We start from the raw sequence: 21,692 nt of genomic DNA, 5'->3' as shown, positions 1-21,692 counted from the left end.
GGGGTCGTCGCTTAAGAGATGCTTAGGGTGGCTGCGTTAGTCTGCCGGGACAATAGGGGTAGCCGGCCGTATGCGCTTTCATAAATCCGAACTGGCTTTTTTCGCATTCACCATTGCTCTTGTGATCGCGAGCGGCCTGCTAGCGTTTGCGCTTTACGGATCTAGCGAATTGTCCTCGCATTACGGTCTGCGCGCGTTCACGCATGGCGCGCTGGTCATTCAAGGTGCAGCGCTTCTTTTCGGCATTCTTTATATCTATCCGCTTCTTCGCTCGCACGCTCGCGAAGAGCACAAATTGCGCAAGATGACCGTAAATCTCTCCGAGCGGAGTGAAACACTGGAGCATGTGGCGCTGACCGACGGTTTGACCGGCATGCAAAACCGCCGATATTTCGATGACGCATTGCGGGAATATATGGAGGAATTCGGCCGCATCGACCGGCCGATCGGTCTCTTGATCCTCGACCTCGATCACTTCAAGAACGTCAACGATACGCACGGGCATGATGTCGGCGATGAGGTGTTGAAAGCTGTCGCCAAGGTGCTCAAAGATTTTACGCGCTATCACGATGTCGTAGCACGATTAGGTGGCGAGGAATTCGCGGTCGTTACCCCGAATATGGGCGCTGAAGGACTGCCGAACTTTGCTAACCGCCTCCGCAAGGCCGTGGCCATGATCGACATTATGACCGACAATGTGCATCTGCGTGTGACAACATCGATTGGCGTTGCGGTCTGGAACGGCAATGAGTCGCCTGAAGAGCTGTATCGCCGGGCTGACCGTATGCTGTATCAGGCGAAGCGCGAAGGTCGAAACCGGGTCTGCGCCTGATATTCGCGGTTCGGTTAGCGCTTCGAGCGAAATTGCTTCATCAAATCGTTGTTGGTGCTTCGCATCGCTCCCGACCGGTCGGAAAGATCGAACTTGCTGGTGCGTTGCGGACCGCTTCCAAGCCGACCGGCCGATATCTTCGCAGGAGAAGCGCCAGTTTGCCTGACAGGTGCGGTCGGCGCGGTCTTGCTCGTTTCCAGCGGCTCGTCCTCTATTTCGCTATTGTTCGCATCGTCTTCCGCCCCCAGAACGCGAGCGCGCACACGGCTGAGCATGTCCTGCTTGTCTATATCGGGTGCGGATGTTTTGTCCTTCGGTTGTGCGGACCCGGACCATGAGAAATCGTCTTCTTCGTCTCCGGTCCCATTCTCCTTTCGGAGACGCGCGATGACCTTGCCGAGATTAGGCGTCTTGCCGCCATCGGCCATGGCGTTGCGCTGCTCGTAGATATGTGCGCCCGGAAGCTGCTCAGGCGGCAACGTCTCGAACTGCATTCTCATCGGCGTCTGGAACGCTTCGCCAAAAGCGATGCATTCCCGATTGGCGATTGAGGAGAGGAAGGAGAGCGTTGATTTGGCAGCGCCTACGGAAGCGCGCCGGATAATCTCCTGGTCGTACTCGTTGGCCAGACGCATGGCGAAGATGGTCGAACACTGAGACAGAATAGTCTGGTCGAGCTCGCCTGGACGCTGGGTGACAATGCCGAGATGTACGCCGTATTTACGCCCTTCCTTGGCGATCCGCGAGATGGCGAGCCGGGTGGGCAGGAAGCCGGCGGATTTGTCGGCTGGTATGTAACGATGGGCCTCTTCGCAAAGAACGAGGGTCTCGATGGTGCCATCGGATGAGGTGGCAAGCTCGAACGCGATACGGCATAGGACCGACACGACGGCGTTGACGACTTCACCCGGCAAGTTGCTCATTTCGAAAACACAGATCGGCTTGCCGTCTATCGGAAGGCGAAACACCTTTGACAGCGTCGCTTGCATACAGTCGGCCACCGCGTTGCGACCGAACATGAACTGAAATCTGCTATCGAAAAGAAGCGTCTTGAGGCGATTTCGGATCGCTCGCAAATGCGGCCGATCTTCCTTGCCTTCCAACTGACCGAGCCGTTCATCGATCAGGGTTAGAAGATCCTGCATCCGGTAGGGGACAGGGGTATCGGCTGTATAGTTCGATATTTCCTGCTGATCGCGGACCAGCACGCTCGTTTCGGGTCGCCCACCGGTTTCGTAGCGGTGTTTGGCAAGCGGTATGAGATCCTGAAGCGCATCGCGTTCATCGACTGGCGCCGGGCGACCGCGGTAGATGACTTCGATGAATTCCTCGAAGCGGAACATCCAATAGGGTAGGTCGAGCTGGTTGGCATCGATGGTCAGCGCCTTTTCGCCAAAGGCTGCTGAAAATTCGTTATGCGGGTCGAGAACCAGAGCGCGCAATCTCGGTTTCGTCTCGACGATCTTGCGCAGCAATAGCGCAATGGCGGTGGACTTTCCGACGCCGGTCGAACCGACTACGGCAAAATGGCGAGATAGAAGCTTGTCGACGTCAATGGTCGCTGAAACACGCTCGTCCTGCGACAACGTACCTATCGTGACGCCGCCACTTTCCGTGGCGTACATCGCTTCCAGATCGACGGCGCGTATGCGATGAGCGATGGCGCCCATATAGGGATAAGTGGTGACACCGCGCGAGAATACCGCGTTACCGTTTTCCGTAGAGCGGACCTCTCCCACGATTTCGACAACGACACGAAGCTGATTGATCGCGTCGGCATCCCAGATTTCACCGACCGTATCGACCTGATAGACGAAACCAACGATCCGATTGTCGTTCACGCGGATGGAGATCATCTGGCCCACGGCCCAATAGTCGTCCGAGCCGGCGGCGTCGCTGCCGCCTTCGGCCAAGATGATGGCCTTGTTGCCGTCGCATTGGATAACGTGGCCTTCGGCCCGGTTGCGTTTTACGAATGTCCCGCTGTCGTCCAAGAACCCATTCTCGCGGCGGCCGGCCCCGCTGATGCGGTCGGACTTTGCGACTGACGATGGGTTCGACGGCTTATCCATCTTGCTTCCAATTGGTGCGACGGTGTGTCGCCGGGACTGGGAAGTATAGAAATGGCGATGCCAATATCCTGTTAACGGCCGTCCTCTTTTTGCGCTTCGTCCTGAACGGTCCATCTGTCTTGACGAAGCGGACGGCGCATGCTTCATGCGGTCCATGACTTGTATTCGCATCGTACTCGTAGGATCGCGCATGGGCAGGGTGGCGTAGCCGCCCGGCAATTGCCACCCATGCGCGGAAAACCAGGCCCGGAAGGGCCTTTTTTATTGCCTTGACGACACGAATTGAGACAAACCGCCAGATCGGGCGGGTAGACAGGACGACAGGACGATGGCCGAGAAGAACGGAAGACGCGAAGCTGGTGCGCGGCAGATGACGGGCGCGGAAATGGTGGTGCAGGCGCTGATCGATAATGGCGTCACGGATATTTTCGGTTATCCGGGCGGAGCGGTTCTGCCGATTTACGACGAGATTTTCCAGCAGGAGACGGTTCGCCACATTCTGGTTCGACATGAGCAGGGCGCAGGCCATATGGCTGAAGGCTACGCTCGGTCGACGGGTCGCTGCGGCGTCATGCTGGTTACCTCCGGGCCCGGCGCCACCAATGCAGTGACGCCACTGCAAGACGCGCTCATGGACTCCATTCCGCTTGTCTGTATTGCTGGCCAGGTTCCGACTTCCGTGATCGGTTCCGACGCTTTTCAGGAATGCGATACGGTGGGTGTCACGCGGCCCTGCACAAAGCACAATTGGCTGGTGCGCCATGTCGACGAATTGTCGGAAGTCATGCATGAGGCTTTCCGTATCGCGACCACGGGGCGTCCGGGGCCGGTTCTCGTCGACATCCCGAAAGACATTCAGTTCGCGACGGGCACCTATATCCCGCCGAGCGCGGCAAGACGGCGGACGAGCTATCAGCCAGCCACCCGCAGCCGGGCCGATACGGTTCGCGAAGCGATTGAGCTGCTGCGCAATGCAAAGAAACCGGTCATCTATTCTGGCGGCGGGGTCATCAACTCCGGTTTGGAGGCATCGCATCTGCTGCGCGAATTCGTGCAGATCACCGATTTTCCGATCACCTCGACCCTGATGGGATTAGGGGCTTATCCGGCATCCGGCGAGCGGTGGCTCGGCATGCTTGGGATGCACGGCACTTATGAAGCCAATATGGCTATGCACGATTGCGACGTGATGCTGTGTGTGGGTGCTCGTTTCGATGACCGCATCACCGGTCGGCTCGATGCGTTCTCTCCTCACAGCCGGAAGATTCACGTTGATATCGACCCGTCTTCGATCAACAAGATCGTTCATGTGGATGTGCCGATTATCGGAGATTGCGGTCATGTGCTGGAGGACATGGTGCGGCTGTGGCGCGCCGGTTCCGCCGACAAGAGCCGGCTGAAGCCATGGCTGGAGCAGATCGACAGCTGGAAAGCGCGCAATTGCCTGGCCTACACGCCCAATGACGATGTCATCATGCCGCAATACGCCATTCAGCGGCTTTACGAACTTACCAAGGACCGAAAGACCTTCATCACCACGGAAGTCGGGCAACACCAGATGTGGGCCGCCCAGTTCTACGGTTTCGAGGAACCGAACCGCTGGATGACGTCTGGCGGCCTCGGAACGATGGGGTACGGTCTTCCAGCCGCTGTCGGCGTAGCAGCCGCGCACCCCGATGCGCTGGTCGTCGATATTGCCGGCGATGCGTCGGTGCAGATGACAATGCAGGAAATTTCGACCGCTATTCAATACGATCTGCCGGTGAAAATCTTCATCCTGAACAATCACTATATGGGCATGGTCCGCCAGTGGCAGCAATTGCTGCATGGCAACCGCCTGTCGCACTCGTATTCCGAAGCGCTGCCTGATTTCGTGAAGATGGCCGAAGCCTTCGGCGCGACTGGTATTCACTGCGCCAAGCCCGACGATCTGGACGATGCGATCACGCAGATGATCGAGACGCCCGGACCGGTCATCTTCGATTGCGAGGTGGCGAATCTGGCCAATTGCTTCCCGATGATCCCGTCCGGTAAAGCCCACAACGAAATGCTTCTGCCCGATGAAGCAAGCGATGATGCGGTTTCGAAAGCGATCGATCGCGAAGGCGCGCAACTGGTCTGAGACGGAGAATACCAATGAACGTCAAATTGCAGCCGCCCGCCTCGGCCTATTTCATTACCAAGGAAACCGAGAGTGCAGAACGGCGGACACTCTCCGTCTTGGTCGATAACGAACCGGGCGTCCTTGCGCGGGTGATCGGCCTGTTCTCCGGCCGAGGCTACAATATCGAGAGCCTTACGGTTTCTGAGACCGAGCATGAGAAGCACTTGTCGCGCATAACAATCGTGACGAGCGGGCCGCCTCACGTCCTGGAACAGATCCGCCACCAGCTTGAGCGGATCGTCCCCGTTCATCGCGTGGTCGATCTTAACCTGACGGCCCTTTCTAAAGGGCATGATAAGCCGATCGAACGCGAGCTGGCTTTGGTAAAGGTTGCCGGGACGGGCGAAAAGCGGGTCGAAGCGCTACGGCTTTGCGAAGCTTTCCGCGGCACGGTGATCGACGCCAATACGGAGCATTTCATATTCGAGATCACCGGGCGTGTTTCGAAGATCGAGCAGTTCATCGCGATCATGGCGCCGCTTGGCCTGATCGAGGTTTGCCGGACCGGTGTGGTCGCGCTGTCTCGCGGCGCGGAGGGAATGCTCGAATGAGCCGGGTTTAACCGGCCATTTACCATAAGCATTTCTTCACGTGGCGGTCTCCGGTCTATTAGCAGGATGTTGACCATACGCCCCCAGACTCCGCGACAGTTCATTGTCCGCGTCAGGGTTTGTCATGCTGAATGGTCTGCTGAGAAAAAAGAAGAAGACAGACGAGTCTGCCAATACGCAGGTGTCCCGAGACGAGGTTGGTGCGCGCCTCAAAGGATTCTTCAAGGATGACAGCGCGGGCAAATCCGATCAGCCAAGCGATAACCGGAGCGCGTTGAAGCGCCTTGTTGCGTCTGCCGCGAGCGAGGCTCTCGGTGACCCGAAGCACGAAGTCTCGACAGATAGCGACGATGTCGCCCGGGTGGAGGAAGCGGAAGGCGCGGTTCACGCCGTTTCGCAGGCGATTTCTGCTTCGCGCGGCACTAACCCGATCCGACCCGGTTCAGCTTCCGCCAAGGGGCCGACATTTCGCGATATAGGACGCGATATTCAAGGCCATCTGGAAACGTTGCGTCGCTCGAATGCGGATATTCAGGCATTCCTGAATGGACAGGCGCGTCCAGAGCAGACGCCGGTAACCAAGCGACTGGACGAACCGGAAGATGCCGGCTCGGCCATGGCCGATGAAGCCGCCGTCGTAGAAGATGAAGTGCTGGTCAAATCATCGGGTGATGAGGCAGTTTCTGCTTCAACGGACGTCGAAAGCCCTGAAGCGGCTGTGACTGAGTATGACGCTTCTATCCTTCAGTCCGAGAATGAGCCGGCTGACACCGCCCATTTCGCGCAGATGGCTGAAAACGAACAGATCGAAGTCCAGGCGGATTCTCCGGCCGGCCATGGAGTGGATGAGCCTGTGGCGTCAGAGGACGCCGGTGCGACGACCGATGAGGTGAAGGCGCCTTCGATGGTCCCGGACGTTGAAGATATTGTCGAGGAAGCGGACGAGATGCTCGGCGAGGAAGCCGATGATGATTTCGCTACAGATGAGGCTAGGGACGCCGATCAGAAAAGTGAAGCGGAACCGCACCACGCTTATAGCGAAAAGGTAAGTCTTGGCGACCAGATCGCTACCATGACGCCGGACGAGCATCAGGAGCGCCTCCGTCGCTTGGAAGAGATGGTGACTGGCGGCTTCGAAAATCAAGGCGAACAGGACGATGAGGCTCCGCGTCAAAAGTCAGAAGATCACGGAGAGCCGATCACACAGGAAGAGGCGACCACTCTTGAGCCTTTGCAGACTGTTGAGCCCGGCGAAATTCAATCGACCGATGCAGTAGACGAAGGGACACAAAACGCTTCAGAGACGCTCTCCATTCCGCTCATGTTGAGTGACGAAGTGATGGAGCAGGAGGATGACACTGCGGCGCATGAATTGAACGCTCAGATCTGCGACTTTCTGCTGTTCGACGCCTATGTGACATCAGAGGAATTGTCCCAGCCGGCTTTCATGGGGTGGAGCGTCGACTTCTTCTGGCGCAATGCTGCTGAGGGAGGACTCGCCCGCTTCGCGCATCTGGCCATGGACCGCCCGGAAATCTGGGAGGCGTTGGTTCGCGGTCTTGAGGCTATCGAGGCCGAAAGTCATTTGCGTTTGGTCGAAGCGTTGCAGGCTCTGCTCGCCCAGGACAGTGATCTTGCCGAGGCGCTTTCCGCCGATCCGGCAGCAGGCTCCGATGTCGAGGTGCTTCAGCAACTGGACGAGGCGCTGGCCGAAGCCGACGAAGAATTCAGCCTCCCTCATGCGGTCGGCGGCTGGCTGAAATCACAGGACGGCGTCGAGGTTTTGGAAACCGAGACGCTGCGTCGAAAGGTTTCGGCATACGCCGAGATGCCGCAATTGCAGGCGCGCGACGCAGCAGACGAAACCGCATAAAGCGAAGCGATCAGCCACGATACGCGCCGCCGCCCTGGAGCGCTTCGGGCGGCGAATTGAAGGGTGAGCCAAAGCGGGCAAGCCAGAGGCTCGACCCGACGCGCCGGGCGGCCGATTGGATAACAATAGCGGCCTGCGGTTCGAAAATCTCGTTTGTCGTCGCGTCGAACAGCGCAATCCATCGCTCGAAATCGCTGGACCTCAGATCGGCAATGCCATTATGCGCTGGCACGGGGCGGCCATGATATTCGCCTGTCCGCAGCAATACCGACCGCCAAAAAGCCTTCATACGGTTTAGGTGCGCCGGCCAGCGATCCTCGATGACGCCATCGAAGAGCGGGCCGAGCCGCTCGTCGCGTCGAATGGCATCGTAGAACCGGTCCACCATCAGCGAAATGTCAGCGGCCTGAATGCCAGGCGCGGCGGGCACCGGCGAGCGGCTCGCGGACCGAACCGTGAGATCATCCGGACCTTCGATAGTTCTCCTCACTCGTCGCTCCTATAGCCAGCCTTGAAGATTGAGCACGAGAACAGTCAGCAGAACGCCCCAGACGCACATATTGATGAAGGATCGGATGATGCCACCGTCTTCTTCAACAGAGATACCGAGCCGCCGCCTGACAAAATCTCCGGGCAGAAGAAACAGATTAACGATGTGACGCATGGCTGGCGATCCTGAAAAGTGGTATATCAAATACCTGTATCATCACCGGCAAAAAATCAATATCCAAAATACCACTTTACGCTTTCGTTAAATAAAGCAGGCCTATGCGACTGACTGTCCAGACCGACTATGCCCTGCGCATTCTGATGGCGCTCGCCGCGGTGCAGCCAAAGCATCTTTCCGTCAGCGCAATGGCCGAGCGCTTCGATGTCTCTGGCAATCATCTCATGAAGACGGCGCAGACATTGATACGTCATGGCTATCTGGAGGCCGTGAGGGGCCGAGGCGGTGGCGTCCGCCTGGCGCAGCCGGCCGGCGAGGTCGTTATCTCGGACGTGGTTCGCGCGGTCGAGCCGGACTTCGCCATAGTCGAGTGCTTTCAAAAGCCCGGCTGTTGTTTCCTGCCGGAGTGCAGGCTGAAATCTCTGCTGGCCGAGGCCCGCTTGTCGTTTCTTTCGACGCTGGCGACCGAGACACTGGCCGGACTGGTCGACGGCGCCAAGGTGCCTCTACCGGGGGACAGCGCCGACAGGCGCGACTAACCGTCTTGCCGGGAATCATCTGATCTGGCACGGCGTATGTCATGGATTTTTCCCCGCAGCAGGATGCCGCTCTCAAGGCCGTCGCCGACTGGCTGAAGGATGGAAAAGGGCCGGTCTTCCGCCTGTTCGGTTACGCCGGGACGGGCAAGACGACATTGGCGCGGCATTTTGCCGAGGGGATCGACGGCGACGTTCAATTCGCGGCTTTCACCGGCAAGGCTGCGCAAGTGCTGCGTCATCGCGGTGCAAAGAACGCCAAAACCATACATTCGCTGATCTACCGGCCGCGCGGCGAGGAGGCGGTCGAGGATGAGGAAACCGGCAAGACAACGATCTCGCCGTCTTTCTCGCTCAACCGGCAGAGCCCGGTCGCGAAGGCCAAGCTGATCGTCATCGACGAGTGTTCGATGGTCGACGAGCAGCTGGGCCGCGACCTCATGAGTTTCGGCACGCCAATATTGGTGCTCGGCGATCCGGGGCAATTGCCGCCAATTTCCGGGGGCGGCTTTTTTACTGACGCGGAGCCGGATTTCCTGCTGACGGAGATTCACCGGCAGGCTGCGGACAATCCGATTATCCGGCTCGCCATGGATGTGCGGGAAGGCAAGGCGCTGATGCATGGCGATTACGGCACCGCGCAGATTATCTCGAAAGCCGATGTCGATCAGGAGATGGTGCTTGCAGCCGATCAGGTTCTGGTCGGCACGAACCGCACGCGCCGCCGCTATAATGGTCGTTTGCGGCAGCTGAAAGGTTTTGAGGGGGCGACGCCGCAGTCCGGCGACAAGCTGGTCTGCCTCAGAAACGATCCCACCAAGGGACTTCTGAACGGCTCGCTCTGGACAGTCGTCTCTTCCAGCCGGGAAACCGTGAAGCCCGGCATTAATCTGCTCGTCAGTCCCGAGGAAGAGGACGCCGAACGTGGCCTGGCCAAGATCAAACTATTGAAGGCGGCGTTCGAAGAGCCCGAAACGGAGATCGCCTGGCAACTCAAGCGGCGCTATGACGATTTCGATTACGGCTATGCGCTGACGGTTCACAAGGCACAGGGCAGCCAGTGGGACAATGTTGTCCTCTTCGATGAAAGCTACGCTTTTCGCGACAATCGCGAACGCTGGCTCTACACCGCCGTAACGAGGGCGGCCGAAACGCTGACTATCGTCAAGTAAGGCCGCCCGGCTTTCGCTTTACTGGTTCGTTTCGGTTTCTTGCGGTGCAGGTTCGTTGGCCGGTTCGGTTTCGGCTGGCGTTTCGGCGGGTTCCGGTTCGGAGCGGATGGCCCGCTCCAACGCGTCCAATCGTTCGCTCATCTCGGACTTGAATTGATCGAGCTCGTCGCGGGCATTGTCGGTAACGGTCTCTGATCTTTCACGAACATCGGCGCCGGCCTCTTGCGCATCGCCCTGCAGATTCTGGATGGCGTCAGCCGCATCGCCGCCAAGTTCGCGCGCGCCTTCGCCGATGCGCTCTGCGAGCGATTGGACGGTGGCCTGCAATTCGTCAAAACGGCTTTCCAGCGTTTCCTGATCCGATTCGATCTCGTTCTGTGTCTCTACGACCTCTTTTTCGGTGATCATGCCGGGCAGAATAAGCCAGCCGAACAATGTGCCGAGCGCGAAAACCAGCAACAGTGTGAAAAGTCGCGAGAACATGATTGGGACCTCCGTTTGGTGGCTTCAACTTCACGCAAAAGCGTCTGCTGTCAATTGCCGATCAGGGATGAGCCCCGGCATTGTCCTGCGCTGGTGCGGCGGGGCCACTTTCGGCAAGCGGCGCCGCGCCGATCCATTTCCACGCATCTTCCTCTCGCTCCACGGTGAAGGTACGGACATCGAAGGGCATCATCGCGCCGAGAAAATCGGTTGCGCCACCCAGCATCTGCGGTGCGCCGACAAGGGCATAGCGGCGCAGGTGACGCCAGGCGCTGAATTTGGTCGCCCAGCTATTGCCGCTGAACAGGACGGTGGGATCGAAGCGCGGCATCTTTTTGTCCAGGCGTACCATTACATCGATTTCCTTGTAGCTTCGAAGCTTCTCTTCCAGAAGCTGACTGAACGCCTTGATATCCGTCCGTGTCAGACGGCCAGAAATGGAAAAGGCCAATGCGTCCGGCCGGTCTGTCTGAATAAGGTGGAGGGCGGGTGCCTCTGACTGCTCGACAACGGTTTCGCCCAGAACGTAACGGCGCGCCAGATCCATCTGGTCGGCCTGGAATGTTCGAATGGATACGCCGGGCAGAAGCGCGCCCTCCGTCTTGGCTGTCCATTCCATCCAGCTTTTCTCAGTCACTACCGCGACGCGGTCATAGCGCGAAATATCGCGCAGCTCATTGAAGCCCTGCCGAAGGTCTTCGATCAGCGCGGCCATCTCTATTCCGGCAAAGCCTCTCACATCGACGAGCATATTGATGCGTTCGCTTTCGCTCTTGGCTGCGGTGATCGCCGCCATTGCCATGCCGATATCGGTTTTCTCGATGCGTCCGTCGATCGTCAAATGGCAGACGCCCGGCGCCAGCGTCTCGATTCTTATGGCCATGAAACACGCTCCAAGTTGAAAAGGGCAGGGCTGTCTTGCCGCCCTATCGGCCTTTCATGTTTGTATTGGCGCTGCTAAGTTCAATCCGCCTATCCATGTGCGGCTAGGGTTCCGTTGCGAAGAATTCGCAAGCCGGACCGAGCGCCGTTATGAGCCAAGACGGCAGACACCCAAGGACGAAAACGCCAGAGGGGATGGAGGGGCGCGGATATCCGCGTCTTCAATCCAGCCTTGGGGTTTGCCTTGACTGCTCTTGGACTTTTTCTCGTTCTCTCCGCCGCCATCTGTCATGCAACGTGGAATTTTCTGGTCAAACGGATCGGCGGCGGCACCGAACTGTTGTGGCTTTTTTCATTGGTCGCGACCGGAATTTATCTGCCGGTCGCGGTGATCGTCCTGTGGATCGAGCAACCTGTTCTCGATAGTGCGATGGCCTTCGCCATATCAGGCAGCGCACTGATTCATCTCGCTTACTTCATTGTGCTCCAGGCAGGCTATCGCGCGGGAGACCTATCGGTTGTATACCCGATTGCACGTTCGACAGGACCATTCCTGTCGACCTGTTTCGCCGTTCTGTTTCTCGGCGAGACCGTGACGGTTCAATTGGCCATTGGCGCAGCGATCATCATCGGCGGTGTGCTCTGTCTGACGGGCGGTTTTCGCGGCGGAACGCATCATGTTCTAACGTCCGCGTCATTCGGAGTGGGCGTCGGATGTCTGATCGCAAGCTACACGGTATGGGACGCATATGCCGTCTCCACCATCCTCGTGCCGCCACTTCTGCTCGACTACGCATCCAGCGTCCTGCGCGTCCTGATCCTGTCGCCGCTCGCCTATCGCCGGCGCGAGACGATCCGCTCCCTCTGGCATCAACACCGTGGGCGGGTTGTCGGAATCGCTGTTTTCAGCCCATTGGCTTACATTCTGGTGCTCTATGCGCTGCGATTTACACCGGTCGTCTATGTCGCGCCGGGCAGGGAGATCAGTGTCGTGCTCGCCGTCGTCGCCGGCGGCTGGCTACTCGGGGAGGGGGATTTGCCAAGACGGCTCGTCTGGTCGCTGGTGATCCTTGTCGGAATGGGGCTGCTGGTCACTGGGTAGGGCCTCATCGGCGCAAAGTTGCCACGGTGACATCAGGCGCAATTGTCGTAACGGTTTGGGCCGCTATGATTGCGCGACCTCATTCGACGCCGAAGGAAACTCATGCCCGCCGCACTTTCCGTCAATCTCAATGCTGTCGCCATGCTTCGCAACCGCCGCGATCTGCCGTGGCCAAGCGTGACCGGGCTGGGACGGACTGCAATGGCGGCCGGGGCGCACGGCCTGACTGTTCATCCGCGCCCGGACCAGCGGCATATCCGCTTCTCCGACCTGCCGAATATCCGGTCGCTGCTGGATAAGGAATTTCCGCACGGCGAATTCAATATTGAAGGCTATCCCACCGAGGAGTTTCTTTCACTTTGTGAAGCACATCGACCCGATCAAGTCACTCTCGTTCCAGACGATCCGTCCCAACCCACATCCGATCATGGCTGGGATTTCATTGCTCAGAAAGAGATTCTAAAGTCTGTCACCAAGCGTCTGAAGGATAACGGTTTTCGCGTCAGTCACTTTTGTGATCCCGATGCTGACGAACGCCAGTTGGACGCTGCGGCGGCAACCGGTGCGGATCGGGTGGAGCTTTACACCGGACCCTATGGCGCAACGTTCAATGACAATAGCGCCCAATCGGACAAGGCCGATCAGCTGGGCCGAACCGCGGACCTTGCGGAGGAGAGGGGGCTCGGCGTCAACGCCGGGCATGATCTGACAGTCGCCAATCTGCCGCCGCTCGTCGCTGCGATACCAAATCTCTCGGAAGTGTCGATCGGCCATGGGCTGACGGCCGATGCGCTCGAATACGGCATGGCTGGAACGGTAGAGCGGTTCCTCGCTGCACTGAAAGGCGGCTGCACGGACGGTCGTTAACGCAGTCTTTACCATGAAACTGACTAATGGCCGCACGTTTGAAACTAAGTCGGCCGCCTTTTCCGTTTGCCTTTCATGGCAAAGAATCCAAAAGAACGCGCCGGCGAACACGAAGCTGGAAAGCGGACCATGGCAGACGATCGCAAACGCGGAGATGGCCGGAAACTGCCGAAAGCCGTGCGCGTCATTGTGGAGACGCCGCCACCCCTCGCGCCACGGTTAGACGATCTGATTTAAGGCAAACCATTTTTGCAGTCCGCAGCCGGCTGTTACTGCGGCTCGATGGTTAATACCAACACGCATAAAATTTTATGATTTTAGCCCGTTAACTCGTGCATCTGCACGAGGTTAGTTATGCGTCCCGTTTTGTTTCTTGTTCCGGCTCTATTTCTTGCCGGCTGCGCCACACCCCCGAACCGTATCAACGATATATGCGCGGTGTTCGACCAGACGGACGGCTTTTTCACCGATTGGTCCAAATCGGCCTACAAGGCGGAGCGCCGCTGGGGCGTACCACGTGCGGTCCTGCTAGCGACGATCCGTGTCGAATCCGGTTTCGATGGCAAAGCCAAACCGCCGCGAAAGAAGATTCTCGGTTTCATACCCGGCAAGCGTCCATCCAGCGCGACGGGGTATGCACAGGCTCTCGACGGAACCTGGGATCGGTATCGCAAGGAAACTGGCAATTGGGCCGCGAAGCGTAGCGATTTCGACGATGCCGTTGACTTCGTCGGCTGGCATCATCGCCTTTCTCATGAGAAAAACGGGGTCGCCCTGAACGATACCTACAATCTCTACCTCAACTACTATCTCGGTCATGCCGGCTACCGGCGCGGCAACTATCGTGGCGACGCCGGACTCGCGCGAACCGCGCAGAAGGCGACTAACATGGCGCTCTCTTACAATCAGCAGATGAGCCGTTGCGGTCGGTAAACTTGGCGGCGCACACTCGATCTTTCCAGATGCCTGCCAACACGCCGAAACGGTAGAAACTATTTGACGCTGTACCGTACGGTACGGTACATGCGCCGAATGTCCTCGGTCCATTCCAATGACGATGCTTTTTCACCGCGCCAGCGAGAGGTGCTCGATGCCGTTCTTCGACTGATGGTCGAGGAGGGGGACCGCTTCTCCGTTGCTCGCGTCGCGCGAGCCGCCAGTTGTTCCAAGGAGACGCTATATAAGTGGTTCGGCGACCGTGACGGGCTTCTCGGCGCGACGGTGCGCTGGCAGGCATCGCGGGTCAGGGTCGGGGATTACGATAGTGGCCGCCTCAATGCTTCGCAGCTCCGTGAAAAGCTCGAAGAATTTGCGGTCAATTGGCTTTCCGTGATCGCTTCGCCCACATCGCTTGCGCTCAACCGTGTCGCTATCGGCCAGGCCGGGTCCGGGAACAGTCGGCTGGGCGATATTGTTCTTGCCAACGGCAGGCTCGCCGTAGCGGCTCGGCTCAAGCCATTGCTGGACGCCGGCAGGGCCGCTGGTCATTTGTCATTCGACCATACGGAAGAGGCATTTCGTACTTTCCTCGGCCTTGTCGGGCGGGATGTGCAAATTCGTCTTCTCCTCGGCGATGAGCCATCCCTGGATAAAAAGACAATCGCCGCCGACGCGAAGCGGGCGGCTCAGCAGTTTCTTGCTCTCTTCGGAACCGAAAAGAGCGGAATAACAGAGACCGGGAAAGCGGCGGCAAGTCGGCTCTCGGCCAACTGAATTATCGAAACCAAAGGGAAGGAAAAACCAATGCGCGTTTATTACGATGCCGATGCCGATCTAAACCTGATCAAGAACAAGAAGGTTGTGGTGGTCGGATATGGTAGCCAGGGTCGCGCCCACGCGATGAATTTGAAGGATAGCGGCGCAAACGAACTGCGCATCGCGCTGCGCCCCGGTTCGACCACGGCCAAAAAGGTAGAGGCCGACGGATTGGAAGTCATGAGCGTTTCCGACGCCGCCGCCTGGGGCGATGTCATCATGATGGCGACACCGGACGAATTGCAGGCCGACATCTGGAAGGACGAGATCGCCGACAATATTCGCGACGGCTCGGCCATCGCCTTCGCGCATGGTCTCAACGTCCATTTCGGTCTTATCGAACCGAAAAAGACAATCGACGTCATCATGATCGCTCCGAAAGGCCCCGGCCATACCGTGCGCGGCGAATATGAGAAGGGCGGCGGCGTGCCGTGCCTCGTCGCGGTCGATCAGGACGCCTCCGGCAATGCGCTCGACATCGCGCTGTCCTACGCTGCCGGTGTCGGTGGCGGACGGTCCGGCATTATCGAGACAACCTTCAAGGAAGAGTGCGAGACCGACCTCTTCGGCGAGCAGGCTGTGCTTTGCGGCGGTCTCGTCGAACTGATCCGTGCTGGCTTCGAAACGCTGGTCGAGGCCGGCTACGCCCCGGAGATGGCCTATTTCGAGTGCCTGCATGAAGTGAAACTGATCGTCGACCTGATCTATGAGGGCGGCATCGCGAACATGAACTATTCCATCTCCAACACGGCGGAGTGGGGTGAGTACGTCACCGGGCCGCGCATCATCACCGAAGAAACAAAGGCAGAAATGGGCCGGGTGCTGAAAGACATTCAGACCGGCAAGTTTACTTCCGACTGGATGCAGGAATGGCACTCCGGCGCGGCCCGCTTCAAGGGCATCCGCCGTGTCAACGACGCGCATCAAATCGAGCAGGTCGGAGAACAGCTCCGCGGCATGATGCCCTGGATCAAGAGCAAGGCGCTTGTCGACAAGGACCGTAACTGATCGAAAACGTCGATCGGTGCTGGTAATGATGGGCCGCATCCTACGATGCGGCCCTTTTTGCGCCCTGAAAAATAGGTCAGTGCTGTTGACTTAAAGCGATGGGAGGCAGAAACATGCGGCTCCAAATTTCGACCGATGGGTGAAATCATGTTGCAGCCCCGCCTTGCCAGTCGCGCAAATCGTATGCGCGCGTCCGAGATCCGCGAACTTCTGAAGCTTCTGGCCAGGCCCGACATCATTTCGTTCGCGGGCGGCATCCCCGATGAATCGCTGTTTCCAGCGGAAGCCGCGAAAGAGGGGTATGTCAAAGCGCTCGACGGGCAATCGCAGGGCACCTCGCTGCAATATTCACTATCGGACGGCTACGTTCCGCTTCGTAAATGGATCGTCGAGTACATGGCGACGATCGGGGTCCAGTGCGACCTGGAAAACGTGATGATCACCTCCGGCAGCCAGCAGGCGCTGGATTTCATCGCGAAGCTCTATCTTTCACCAAACGATACGGCGCTTGTAACATGGCCGACCTATCTCGGTGCGTTACAGGCCTTCAACGCCTATGAGCCGCGTTTCGACCGGCTCGATCCGATGGGCAATCGAAGCGCGGCCGAGATTGCGAATGAGGCCGAAGAGGCAGGCGGAGCGGTCAAGTTCGCCTATCTCTCCGCCGATTTCGGCAATCCCACAGGGCAGACCTTTAGCCGGGAGATGCGCGAACGTTTGATCGAAATGGCGGACGATCTCGACATTCCGATCATCGAAGACGGAGCATATCAGGCGCTGCGCTATGATGGCGAGGCCATCCCTCCCATTCTCGCCATCGAGCAGGAGAAGCGCGGCGGCGATCTTGAAGCGTGCCGGACCGTTTATTGCGGCAGCTTCTCCAAGACACTTGCGCCGGGTCTGCGGATTGGCTGGATTTGCGGCGCGCGCCAAATCCTCGATCGGCTGATCATTATCAAGCAGGCCGGCGATCTCCACACCTCGACGATCAATCAGATGGTCATCGATCACATTGCACGCACAGTTTTTGATGAGCAGGTCGAGAAGATCGGCTCGGTCTATTCAGCGCGCCGCGATAAGCTGCTGGCGGAGCTGAAGAAAAACATGCCTGAAGGGGTCAGTTGGACGGAGCCGGAGGGCGGAATGTTCGTCTGGGTGACGCTACCGAAGGGGCTCGACGGTGCGGCTCTTCTCGAAAAGTCTCTGGAGACCGAAAAGGTTGCGTTCGTCCCGGGGCAGGCCTTTTTTGCCGATGGTTCGGGCGCCAACACCATTCGTCTGTCCTTCTCATGCGCCAATGACGCGATGATCGAGGAAGGGATGGCGCGTCTCGGCAGGCTGATTTCAAGCGCTACCTGAAGCGGCTAATCGGGCTGGCGCGATGGTTCCGAGTTTACAAGGATCGCGACGGGCTTCACACTGACGCCATGGGATTGCGGCTCGCCACCTTCAACATCGAAAATCTGATGAGTCGCTTCGATTTTGCGGGCTTTCGCAATGCGCTGCGGCAGGATCGGGCCTTGTCGATCTATCAGATCGACGACCAACGGCAATATGAGGCGCTGGAAGCGGCTCGCGCGGTCGCCACGACGGACGATACCCGTCAATTGTCGGCACTTGCGATGGCGGCTGTGCGGGCAGATGTAATTTGCCTGCAGGAAGTGGACAATCTTGAGGCGCTCGACGCCTTCGAGCGCCATTATCTCTACCGTATGATCGGGCGAGGCTATCGGCAGCGGCATGTCAGCCGCGGCAATGACGGACGAGGCATCGATATTGCGGTGCTGGCGCGGGACGAAACCGGCGAGGGCCAGCGGATCGAGATCCGCGATATACAAACGCACGCCTTTCGCACCGTTTCCGATTTCGGCCTTCAATCGTCCGAGCTGGCCGAAATGGGTGTCGATGGGGGACAGAAACTCTTCAGGCGCGACTGCGTGGTTGTCGATATGGCGGTCGGCGGTCGACCATTCACACTTGTCGCCCTTCATCTCAAAAGCATGGGCCCGTCACGCGATCCGGATATTCCAGGCCGCGAATGGACAATGCCGATGCGCCGGGCCGAACTGGCGGCAACCCGCCAGATTTTAACGGATAAATTCGATGGCGGCCCCGAGCGGATGCGATGGGCGATCTGCGGCGACCTCAACGATTATCGCGAGCGGATCGTCATTCACGGCGAGTTTGAGGAAGAATTTCGGTTCGAGCATGTCCGGGAGGCCGACTCGAGCCTCGATGTCCTGCTGGAAGACGGTTTCGCCTTTGACCCGACCCAAAAGCTCGACCCGATGCAGCGCTGGACGCTGTTTCACAGCCGTGGTCCTGGCAGACGGCATCTCTGCCAACTCGACTACATTCTCCTTTCGCCAAAGTTGGCAAAGGCCAATCCCGATGCCGTGCCGCAAATCGAACGGCGTGGACAGCCGTGGCGCACAATCGTTCCACCGGGCCAGGAGGTGGAGCGCTTTCCCCGCACGGGTTGGGACCGGCCAAAGGCGTCCGACCATTGTCCGATCGCGCTGGAACTCAACATATGACGGAGCGGGACGATGGCGATCAGCTTGGACACTTCGACCTGCCCCGCGAAACCGTAATCCCGATCGAGGGGGTGGAGCTGATCCAGCTCGAAGGGCAACATCCTTATGAGAAGCGCCACCTTGCCGCAATCGAAGAGGAGTGGGCGCAACGCAAAGCCGGATCGCCATCACTCTTCGACGGCCAATTCTGCCTGATGCGAAGTTTGAGCCTGTCGGCGGAGCGTTTCCTCAAAGGTTCGTTTCATATGGGGCGCTTTGCGACGTTTCTGCACTGGCGCTCGCACCGATTTCCGGGTCTCGAACATCTCTTCGCGCACGCCGTGCCGGTGTTATCGGACGGTTCCTTGCTCGCTGTGCGGATGGGCGAAGAGACAGTCAATGCCGGACAAGTATATTTCGCGGCCGGTTCGTTCGATGGAAACGACGTCCGCGACAAAGCCATCGATCTGCACGGCAATATGCTGCGTGAGGTAGCGGAGGAGACTGGCCTCGATCTGCGGCGCGGCAAGCGTGAGCCGACGCTATGGCTGTGGAGCGGTAAGGATGGTGCAAGCTGCGTGTTTCAACGCTATGCCATGCCTCTGAACAGCATTGAAGCGGAAGAGACCGTAACGGATTTTATTGCGACCGAGACACAGCCGGAACTTGCATCGCCTGTCATTCTGCGCAGCCTGAACGATCTGCCGGCCACCGCGCCAGCACACATGGCTCCGTTTGTCCGGCTTCACTTCGAGCAGGCGGCGTGGCTTTCCGATGAGAACGATGGAGAGTGAATGTGACCCGCGACTATGCCATCTACGATGTTTTCACAGCCACAAAGCTGGAAGGGAACCCGCTGGCCGTGGTCTTCGACGCCGACGGTTTGAGCGACACCGACATGGCGGCAATCGCAGGCGAGTTCAATCTTTCTGAAACGATCTTCCTGGTATCGCCCGAGAACGACTCGCACAGTGCGGCAGCGCGGATCTTTACACCGAAGTCGGAACTTCCTTTCGCCGGTCATCCGACTGTGGGCGCGACCGTCGCCATCATAGAACGACGCGGCGGCCTCGCCGGCGATGGCCGTATCGTGACGTTGGAGGAGGGCGTCGGCCTCGTTCGCTGTGTGGTCAAGGACGATCAAGGAACGCATTTTGCCGAGTTCGACCTGCCAAAACTTCCCGTAGCAGCCGAATTGACCCTTGAGAAAGAAGAGATCGCCGAGGCGCTTGGCCTGTCGGCTGCGGAAATCGGGTTCGAGAATCATGTTCCGACCCTCTATTCCGCCGGTGTGCCGTTTCTCTGCGTGCCGGTGGACGGCCTAGAAGCGATCGGGCGGGCCAGCACCAACACCGATGGATGGCCCGCCTTTTCGAAGCGAAGCGGTTTCGGTGAGGTATATCTCTACACCCGCGATACGATCCGCCACGACGCATCCTATCACGTTCGGCTTTTCGCGCCGGCGTTCGGGATCGCAGAAGATCCTGCAACGGGAGCCGCGGCAGCAGCTTTTGCGGGGGTCATAATGGAATTCGATGCGCCGCATGACGGGCCGCATATCGTTCTGATCGAGCAGGGTGTCGAAATGGGTCGGCCTTCCGCGTTGCGGCTCGAATTGGATGTCGAAAACCGCAAACTGACCAAGGCCCGTTTGGGCGGCCATGCGGTCAAGATTGCGGAAGGCAAGCTGCTTCTCTAGCAGTTTGGGTGCCAACGCTCGATTGGTGACTGTTACGCTCTAACTTTCCGGGCGAAAGCAACCCGTGATTGTGAGTACGCCTTGTTGGGACTTATGCGCTATTGCCGTTTCGTCGTACTGGCAGGGTTTCTTACTGTGGGCTGGGCCGCCAATGCACAGGACGATTTAAGCGGTCCGGATGCATTCGCGTCTATCGCTGATCGCGAAAAGCGGGCGGCGGCTCTGTTTGAGGAAATGGGTAAGGTGCTTCAGCATCCGCGCTGCCTCAACTGTCATCCAGTCGACGATACACCCCGGCAGGGTGACGCCATGCAGATCCACAATCCGCCGGTCGTTCGTGGCGAAGCGGATTTCGGGGCGGCGGCGATGCGTTGCAATACCTGTCACGGTTCTGAGAATGTCGCTTACACTACTGGTGAGGGGTCTATCCCCGGCCACGATCCGTGGCATTTGGCTCCGAAGGAGATGGGCTGGATCGGTCTGTCTTTGCGGGCGATCTGCGAACAGATCAAAGACCCGGAGCGAAATGGTGGCAAGACGCTGAGGGATCTGGTCGAGCATAACGCGCGAGATGGTCTCGTGGGCTGGGGCTGGGAACCGGGGGAGGGCCGAGAGCCGGCTCCAGGCAGTCAGGAAATCTTCGGCGCTCTGACCCAGGCGTGGGTAGCGGCGGGTGCTGGCTGCCCCACCGATTGATTTGGTCCTCCGCCTGGAGGGCTGTGCGTCTTGCGACGCTAACAACTCTCGATTTCGATGGCTGCGTCTCGGTTTTTACAGCATTTTGCGCTTTTCACGCGGCTACTGCACCAAAGTCCTATGGCACCCTTTTCGCATTGACCGAAGAGTATGGGACGGCATTTACTTGAGCAGGCGGTTGCGATGTGGCGGCCGGGTGCGCTTATCGGGAGGATAAAATTCAATGTCTGAAGTGACGCTTGTCGTAAACGGGCGAAAGGTGAAGCGGAACGTCGAGGACCGCACGCTGCTCGTGCATTTCCTGCGCGACGAACTCGATCTCACCGGCACCCATGTGGGCTGCGACACCACGCAATGCGGCGCCTGCGTCGTTCATATGGATGGCAAGGCAGTGAAGAGCTGCACCGTTCTGGCAGCGCAGGCCGATGGATCGGAAGTTGTGACCATCGAAGCAGCGAACGCCGGATATGACGAACTGCATCCGATGCAGAAAGCCTTCAAGGAATATCACGGCCTGCAATGCGGATTTTGCACGCCCGGCATGATCATGGCCGGAATCGACATGGTTCGTCGTTATGGGCCGGGTAATCTGGACGAGGCGACGGTCCGCCAGAATCTCGAAGGCAATATCTGCCGCTGCACCGGCTATCACAACATCGTCAAGGCGATCCTCGCTGCATCCGATGAGATGGCGAAAAGCGATACGCGGCTCAACGAAGCCGCTGAGTGAATTCGAGCAGAACGGCTTCCGGCCGCACGCCAGATCAAGCAACCGGAAAGCCGATTTTCAAGCAGGTAAAAGGCCGACAGCGCATGC

The 21,692-nt window shown here is 58.6% G+C and carries 22 protein-coding genes; 17 read left to right on the top strand and 5 right to left on the bottom strand.

Translation table 11 applies throughout. The features are described from left to right. The first annotated feature begins 70 nt into the window (after positions 1-70). A complete protein-coding gene (locus NIM86_RS09515; RefSeq protein WP_253381435.1) occupies positions 71-832 on the top strand; it encodes a GGDEF domain-containing protein in 762 nt (253 codons plus the stop codon). 14 nt (positions 833-846) lie between these two features. Here the strand turns inward: NIM86_RS09515 and NIM86_RS09510 are convergent, their stop codons facing one another. After that, on the bottom strand, positions 847-2,904 hold the full coding sequence (locus tag NIM86_RS09510; RefSeq protein WP_253381433.1) for an ATP-binding protein: 2,058 nt from the start codon (positions 2,902-2,904) through the stop codon (positions 847-849). A gap of 370 nt (positions 2,905-3,274) precedes the next feature. Between NIM86_RS09510 and NIM86_RS09505 the strand changes: the two genes are divergently transcribed. The 3 genes from NIM86_RS09505 (at position 3,275) to NIM86_RS09495 (ending at position 7,492) form a co-directional block, all read left to right on the top strand. Continuing rightward, complete coding sequence (locus NIM86_RS09505) at positions 3,275-5,026, top strand: acetolactate synthase 3 large subunit (RefSeq protein WP_253382006.1); 1,752 nt, start codon at positions 3,275-3,277, stop codon at positions 5,024-5,026. 14 nt (positions 5,027-5,040) lie between these two features. After that, positions 5,041-5,619, top strand: a complete 579-nt coding sequence (ilvN, locus tag NIM86_RS09500) for an acetolactate synthase small subunit (RefSeq protein WP_253381431.1) — start codon at positions 5,041-5,043, stop codon at positions 5,617-5,619. Between the two features lie 124 nt (positions 5,620-5,743). Continuing rightward, complete coding sequence (locus tag NIM86_RS09495) at positions 5,744-7,492, top strand: hypothetical protein (protein ID WP_253381429.1); 1,749 nt, start codon at positions 5,744-5,746, stop codon at positions 7,490-7,492. Between the two features lie 10 nt (positions 7,493-7,502). On the opposite strand, the gene NIM86_RS09490 is transcribed toward NIM86_RS09495, so the two are convergent. After that, positions 7,503-7,982, bottom strand: a complete 480-nt coding sequence (locus tag NIM86_RS09490; protein WP_253381427.1) for a group III truncated hemoglobin — start codon at positions 7,980-7,982, stop codon at positions 7,503-7,505. Positions 7,983-7,991: 9 nt separating this feature from the next. Beyond that, entirely contained in the window at positions 7,992-8,156 is a 165-nt protein-coding gene (locus NIM86_RS09485) for a hypothetical protein (RefSeq protein WP_253381425.1), read from the bottom strand. Between the two features lie 104 nt (positions 8,157-8,260). On the opposite strand from NIM86_RS09485, the gene NIM86_RS09480 reads away from it, so the two are divergent. Both NIM86_RS09480 and NIM86_RS09475 read left to right on the top strand, forming a co-directional pair. Continuing rightward, positions 8,261-8,698 (top strand): Rrf2 family transcriptional regulator, encoded by a 438-nt coding sequence (locus NIM86_RS09480; protein WP_253381423.1) that lies wholly within the window; start codon positions 8,261-8,263, stop codon positions 8,696-8,698. 41 nt (positions 8,699-8,739) lie between these two features. Then, positions 8,740-9,867, top strand: coding sequence for an ATP-dependent RecD-like DNA helicase (locus NIM86_RS09475; protein WP_253381421.1), 1,128 nt, complete (start codon positions 8,740-8,742; stop codon positions 9,865-9,867). An 18-nt stretch (positions 9,868-9,885) separates the two neighbouring features. On the opposite strand, the gene NIM86_RS09470 is transcribed toward NIM86_RS09475, so the two are convergent. Together NIM86_RS09470 and NIM86_RS09465 are read right to left on the bottom strand one after the other, a co-directional pair. Beyond that, complete coding sequence (locus tag NIM86_RS09470; RefSeq protein WP_253381419.1) at positions 9,886-10,350, bottom strand: hypothetical protein; 465 nt, start codon at positions 10,348-10,350, stop codon at positions 9,886-9,888. A gap of 61 nt (positions 10,351-10,411) precedes the next feature. After that, positions 10,412-11,233 (bottom strand): STAS/SEC14 domain-containing protein, encoded by an 822-nt coding sequence (locus NIM86_RS09465; protein WP_253381417.1) that lies wholly within the window; start codon positions 11,231-11,233, stop codon positions 10,412-10,414. Positions 11,234-11,476: 243 nt separating this feature from the next. Between NIM86_RS09465 and NIM86_RS09460 the strand changes: the two genes are divergently transcribed. The 11 genes from NIM86_RS09460 (at position 11,477) to NIM86_RS09410 (ending at position 21,605) form a co-directional block, all read left to right on the top strand. Next, positions 11,477-12,334 carry a DMT family transporter gene (locus NIM86_RS09460; protein WP_253381415.1) on the top strand — a complete coding sequence of 286 codons (858 nt, stop codon included), beginning with the start codon at positions 11,477-11,479 and terminating at the stop codon, positions 12,332-12,334. A 102-nt stretch (positions 12,335-12,436) separates the two neighbouring features. After that, positions 12,437-13,201 (top strand): pyridoxine 5'-phosphate synthase, encoded by a 765-nt coding sequence (locus tag NIM86_RS09455; RefSeq protein ID WP_253381413.1) that lies wholly within the window; start codon positions 12,437-12,439, stop codon positions 13,199-13,201. Positions 13,202-13,555: 354 nt separating this feature from the next. Then, the gene (locus NIM86_RS09450) at positions 13,556-14,134 is read left to right on the top strand and encodes a hypothetical protein (RefSeq protein ID WP_253381411.1); all 579 of its coding nucleotides are present in this window, start codon (positions 13,556-13,558) and stop codon (positions 14,132-14,134) included. Positions 14,135-14,224: 90 nt separating this feature from the next. Then, positions 14,225-14,914 (top strand): TetR/AcrR family transcriptional regulator C-terminal domain-containing protein, encoded by a 690-nt coding sequence (locus tag NIM86_RS09445; RefSeq protein WP_371872870.1) that lies wholly within the window; start codon positions 14,225-14,227, stop codon positions 14,912-14,914. Between the two features lie 30 nt (positions 14,915-14,944). Beyond that, positions 14,945-15,964, top strand: a complete 1,020-nt coding sequence (ilvC, locus tag NIM86_RS09440) for a ketol-acid reductoisomerase (protein ID WP_253381409.1) — start codon at positions 14,945-14,947, stop codon at positions 15,962-15,964. 147 nt (positions 15,965-16,111) lie between these two features. After that, positions 16,112-17,323, top strand: coding sequence for a PLP-dependent aminotransferase family protein (locus tag NIM86_RS09435; RefSeq protein WP_253381407.1), 1,212 nt, complete (start codon positions 16,112-16,114; stop codon positions 17,321-17,323). Positions 17,324-17,391: 68 nt separating this feature from the next. Then, on the top strand, positions 17,392-18,501 hold the full coding sequence (locus tag NIM86_RS09430; protein ID WP_253381406.1) for an endonuclease/exonuclease/phosphatase family protein: 1,110 nt from the start codon (positions 17,392-17,394) through the stop codon (positions 18,499-18,501). Continuing rightward, positions 18,498-19,274 carry a hypothetical protein gene (locus NIM86_RS09425; RefSeq protein WP_253381404.1) on the top strand — a complete coding sequence of 259 codons (777 nt, stop codon included), beginning with the start codon at positions 18,498-18,500 and terminating at the stop codon, positions 19,272-19,274. The genes NIM86_RS09430 and NIM86_RS09425 overlap by 4 nt, the downstream gene beginning before the upstream one ends. Before the next feature lie 2 nt (positions 19,275-19,276). Beyond that, positions 19,277-20,179: a PhzF family phenazine biosynthesis isomerase gene (locus tag NIM86_RS09420; protein WP_253381402.1), complete on the top strand. Its 903-nt coding sequence runs from the start codon at positions 19,277-19,279 to the stop codon at positions 20,177-20,179. Positions 20,180-20,260: 81 nt separating this feature from the next. Further along, positions 20,261-20,875, top strand: coding sequence for an Isoquinoline 1-oxidoreductase subunit (locus tag NIM86_RS09415; RefSeq protein ID WP_253381401.1), 615 nt, complete (start codon positions 20,261-20,263; stop codon positions 20,873-20,875). Positions 20,876-21,098: 223 nt separating this feature from the next. Then, the gene (locus NIM86_RS09410) at positions 21,099-21,605 is read left to right on the top strand and encodes a (2Fe-2S)-binding protein (protein WP_253381399.1); all 507 of its coding nucleotides are present in this window, start codon (positions 21,099-21,101) and stop codon (positions 21,603-21,605) included. Positions 21,606-21,692 lie beyond the last annotated feature (87 nt).

It is taken from the genome of Notoacmeibacter sp. MSK16QG-6 (assembly GCF_024158145.1).
Classification (GTDB): Bacteria; Pseudomonadota; Alphaproteobacteria; order Rhizobiales; family Rhizobiaceae; genus Notoacmeibacter.
Note: the sequence above shows the minus strand (reverse complement) of the source record. Positions and strands in the feature narration are given on the sequence as shown.

Bases quoted from the DNA above. Each gene is read 5' to 3' on its own strand.
- NIM86_RS09480 (WP_253381423.1), top strand. From the start codon at position 8,261: ATGCGACTGACTGTCCAGACCGACTATGCCCTGCGCATTCTGATGGCG.
- NIM86_RS09475 (WP_253381421.1), top strand. From the start codon at position 8,740: ATGGATTTTTCCCCGCAGCAGGATGCCGCTCTCAAGGCCGTCGCCGAC.
- NIM86_RS09510 (WP_253381433.1), bottom strand. From the start codon at position 2,904: ATGGATAAGCCGTCGAACCCATCGTCAGTCGCAAAGTCCGACCGCATC.
- NIM86_RS09425 (WP_253381404.1), top strand. From the start codon at position 18,498: ATGACGGAGCGGGACGATGGCGATCAGCTTGGACACTTCGACCTGCCC.
- NIM86_RS09505 (WP_253382006.1), top strand. From the start codon at position 3,275: ATGACGGGCGCGGAAATGGTGGTGCAGGCGCTGATCGATAATGGCGTC.
- NIM86_RS09430 (WP_253381406.1), top strand. From the start codon at position 17,392: ATGGGATTGCGGCTCGCCACCTTCAACATCGAAAATCTGATGAGTCGC.
- NIM86_RS09485 (WP_253381425.1), bottom strand. From the start codon at position 8,156: ATGCGTCACATCGTTAATCTGTTTCTTCTGCCCGGAGATTTTGTCAGG.
- NIM86_RS09465 (WP_253381417.1), bottom strand. From the start codon at position 11,233: ATGGCCATAAGAATCGAGACGCTGGCGCCGGGCGTCTGCCATTTGACG.
- NIM86_RS09450 (WP_253381411.1), top strand. From the start codon at position 13,556: ATGCGTCCCGTTTTGTTTCTTGTTCCGGCTCTATTTCTTGCCGGCTGC.
- NIM86_RS09470 (WP_253381419.1), bottom strand. From the start codon at position 10,350: ATGTTCTCGCGACTTTTCACACTGTTGCTGGTTTTCGCGCTCGGCACA.
- NIM86_RS09410 (WP_253381399.1), top strand. From the start codon at position 21,099: ATGTCTGAAGTGACGCTTGTCGTAAACGGGCGAAAGGTGAAGCGGAAC.
- ilvN (WP_253381431.1), top strand. From the start codon at position 5,041: ATGAACGTCAAATTGCAGCCGCCCGCCTCGGCCTATTTCATTACCAAG.
- NIM86_RS09495 (WP_253381429.1), top strand. From the start codon at position 5,744: ATGCTGAATGGTCTGCTGAGAAAAAAGAAGAAGACAGACGAGTCTGCC.
- NIM86_RS09455 (WP_253381413.1), top strand. From the start codon at position 12,437: ATGCCCGCCGCACTTTCCGTCAATCTCAATGCTGTCGCCATGCTTCGC.
- ilvC (WP_253381409.1), top strand. From the start codon at position 14,945: ATGCGCGTTTATTACGATGCCGATGCCGATCTAAACCTGATCAAGAAC.
- NIM86_RS09445 (WP_371872870.1), top strand. From the start codon at position 14,225: ATGCGCCGAATGTCCTCGGTCCATTCCAATGACGATGCTTTTTCACCG.
- NIM86_RS09515 (WP_253381435.1), top strand. From the start codon at position 71: ATGCGCTTTCATAAATCCGAACTGGCTTTTTTCGCATTCACCATTGCT.
- NIM86_RS09435 (WP_253381407.1), top strand. From the start codon at position 16,112: ATGTTGCAGCCCCGCCTTGCCAGTCGCGCAAATCGTATGCGCGCGTCC.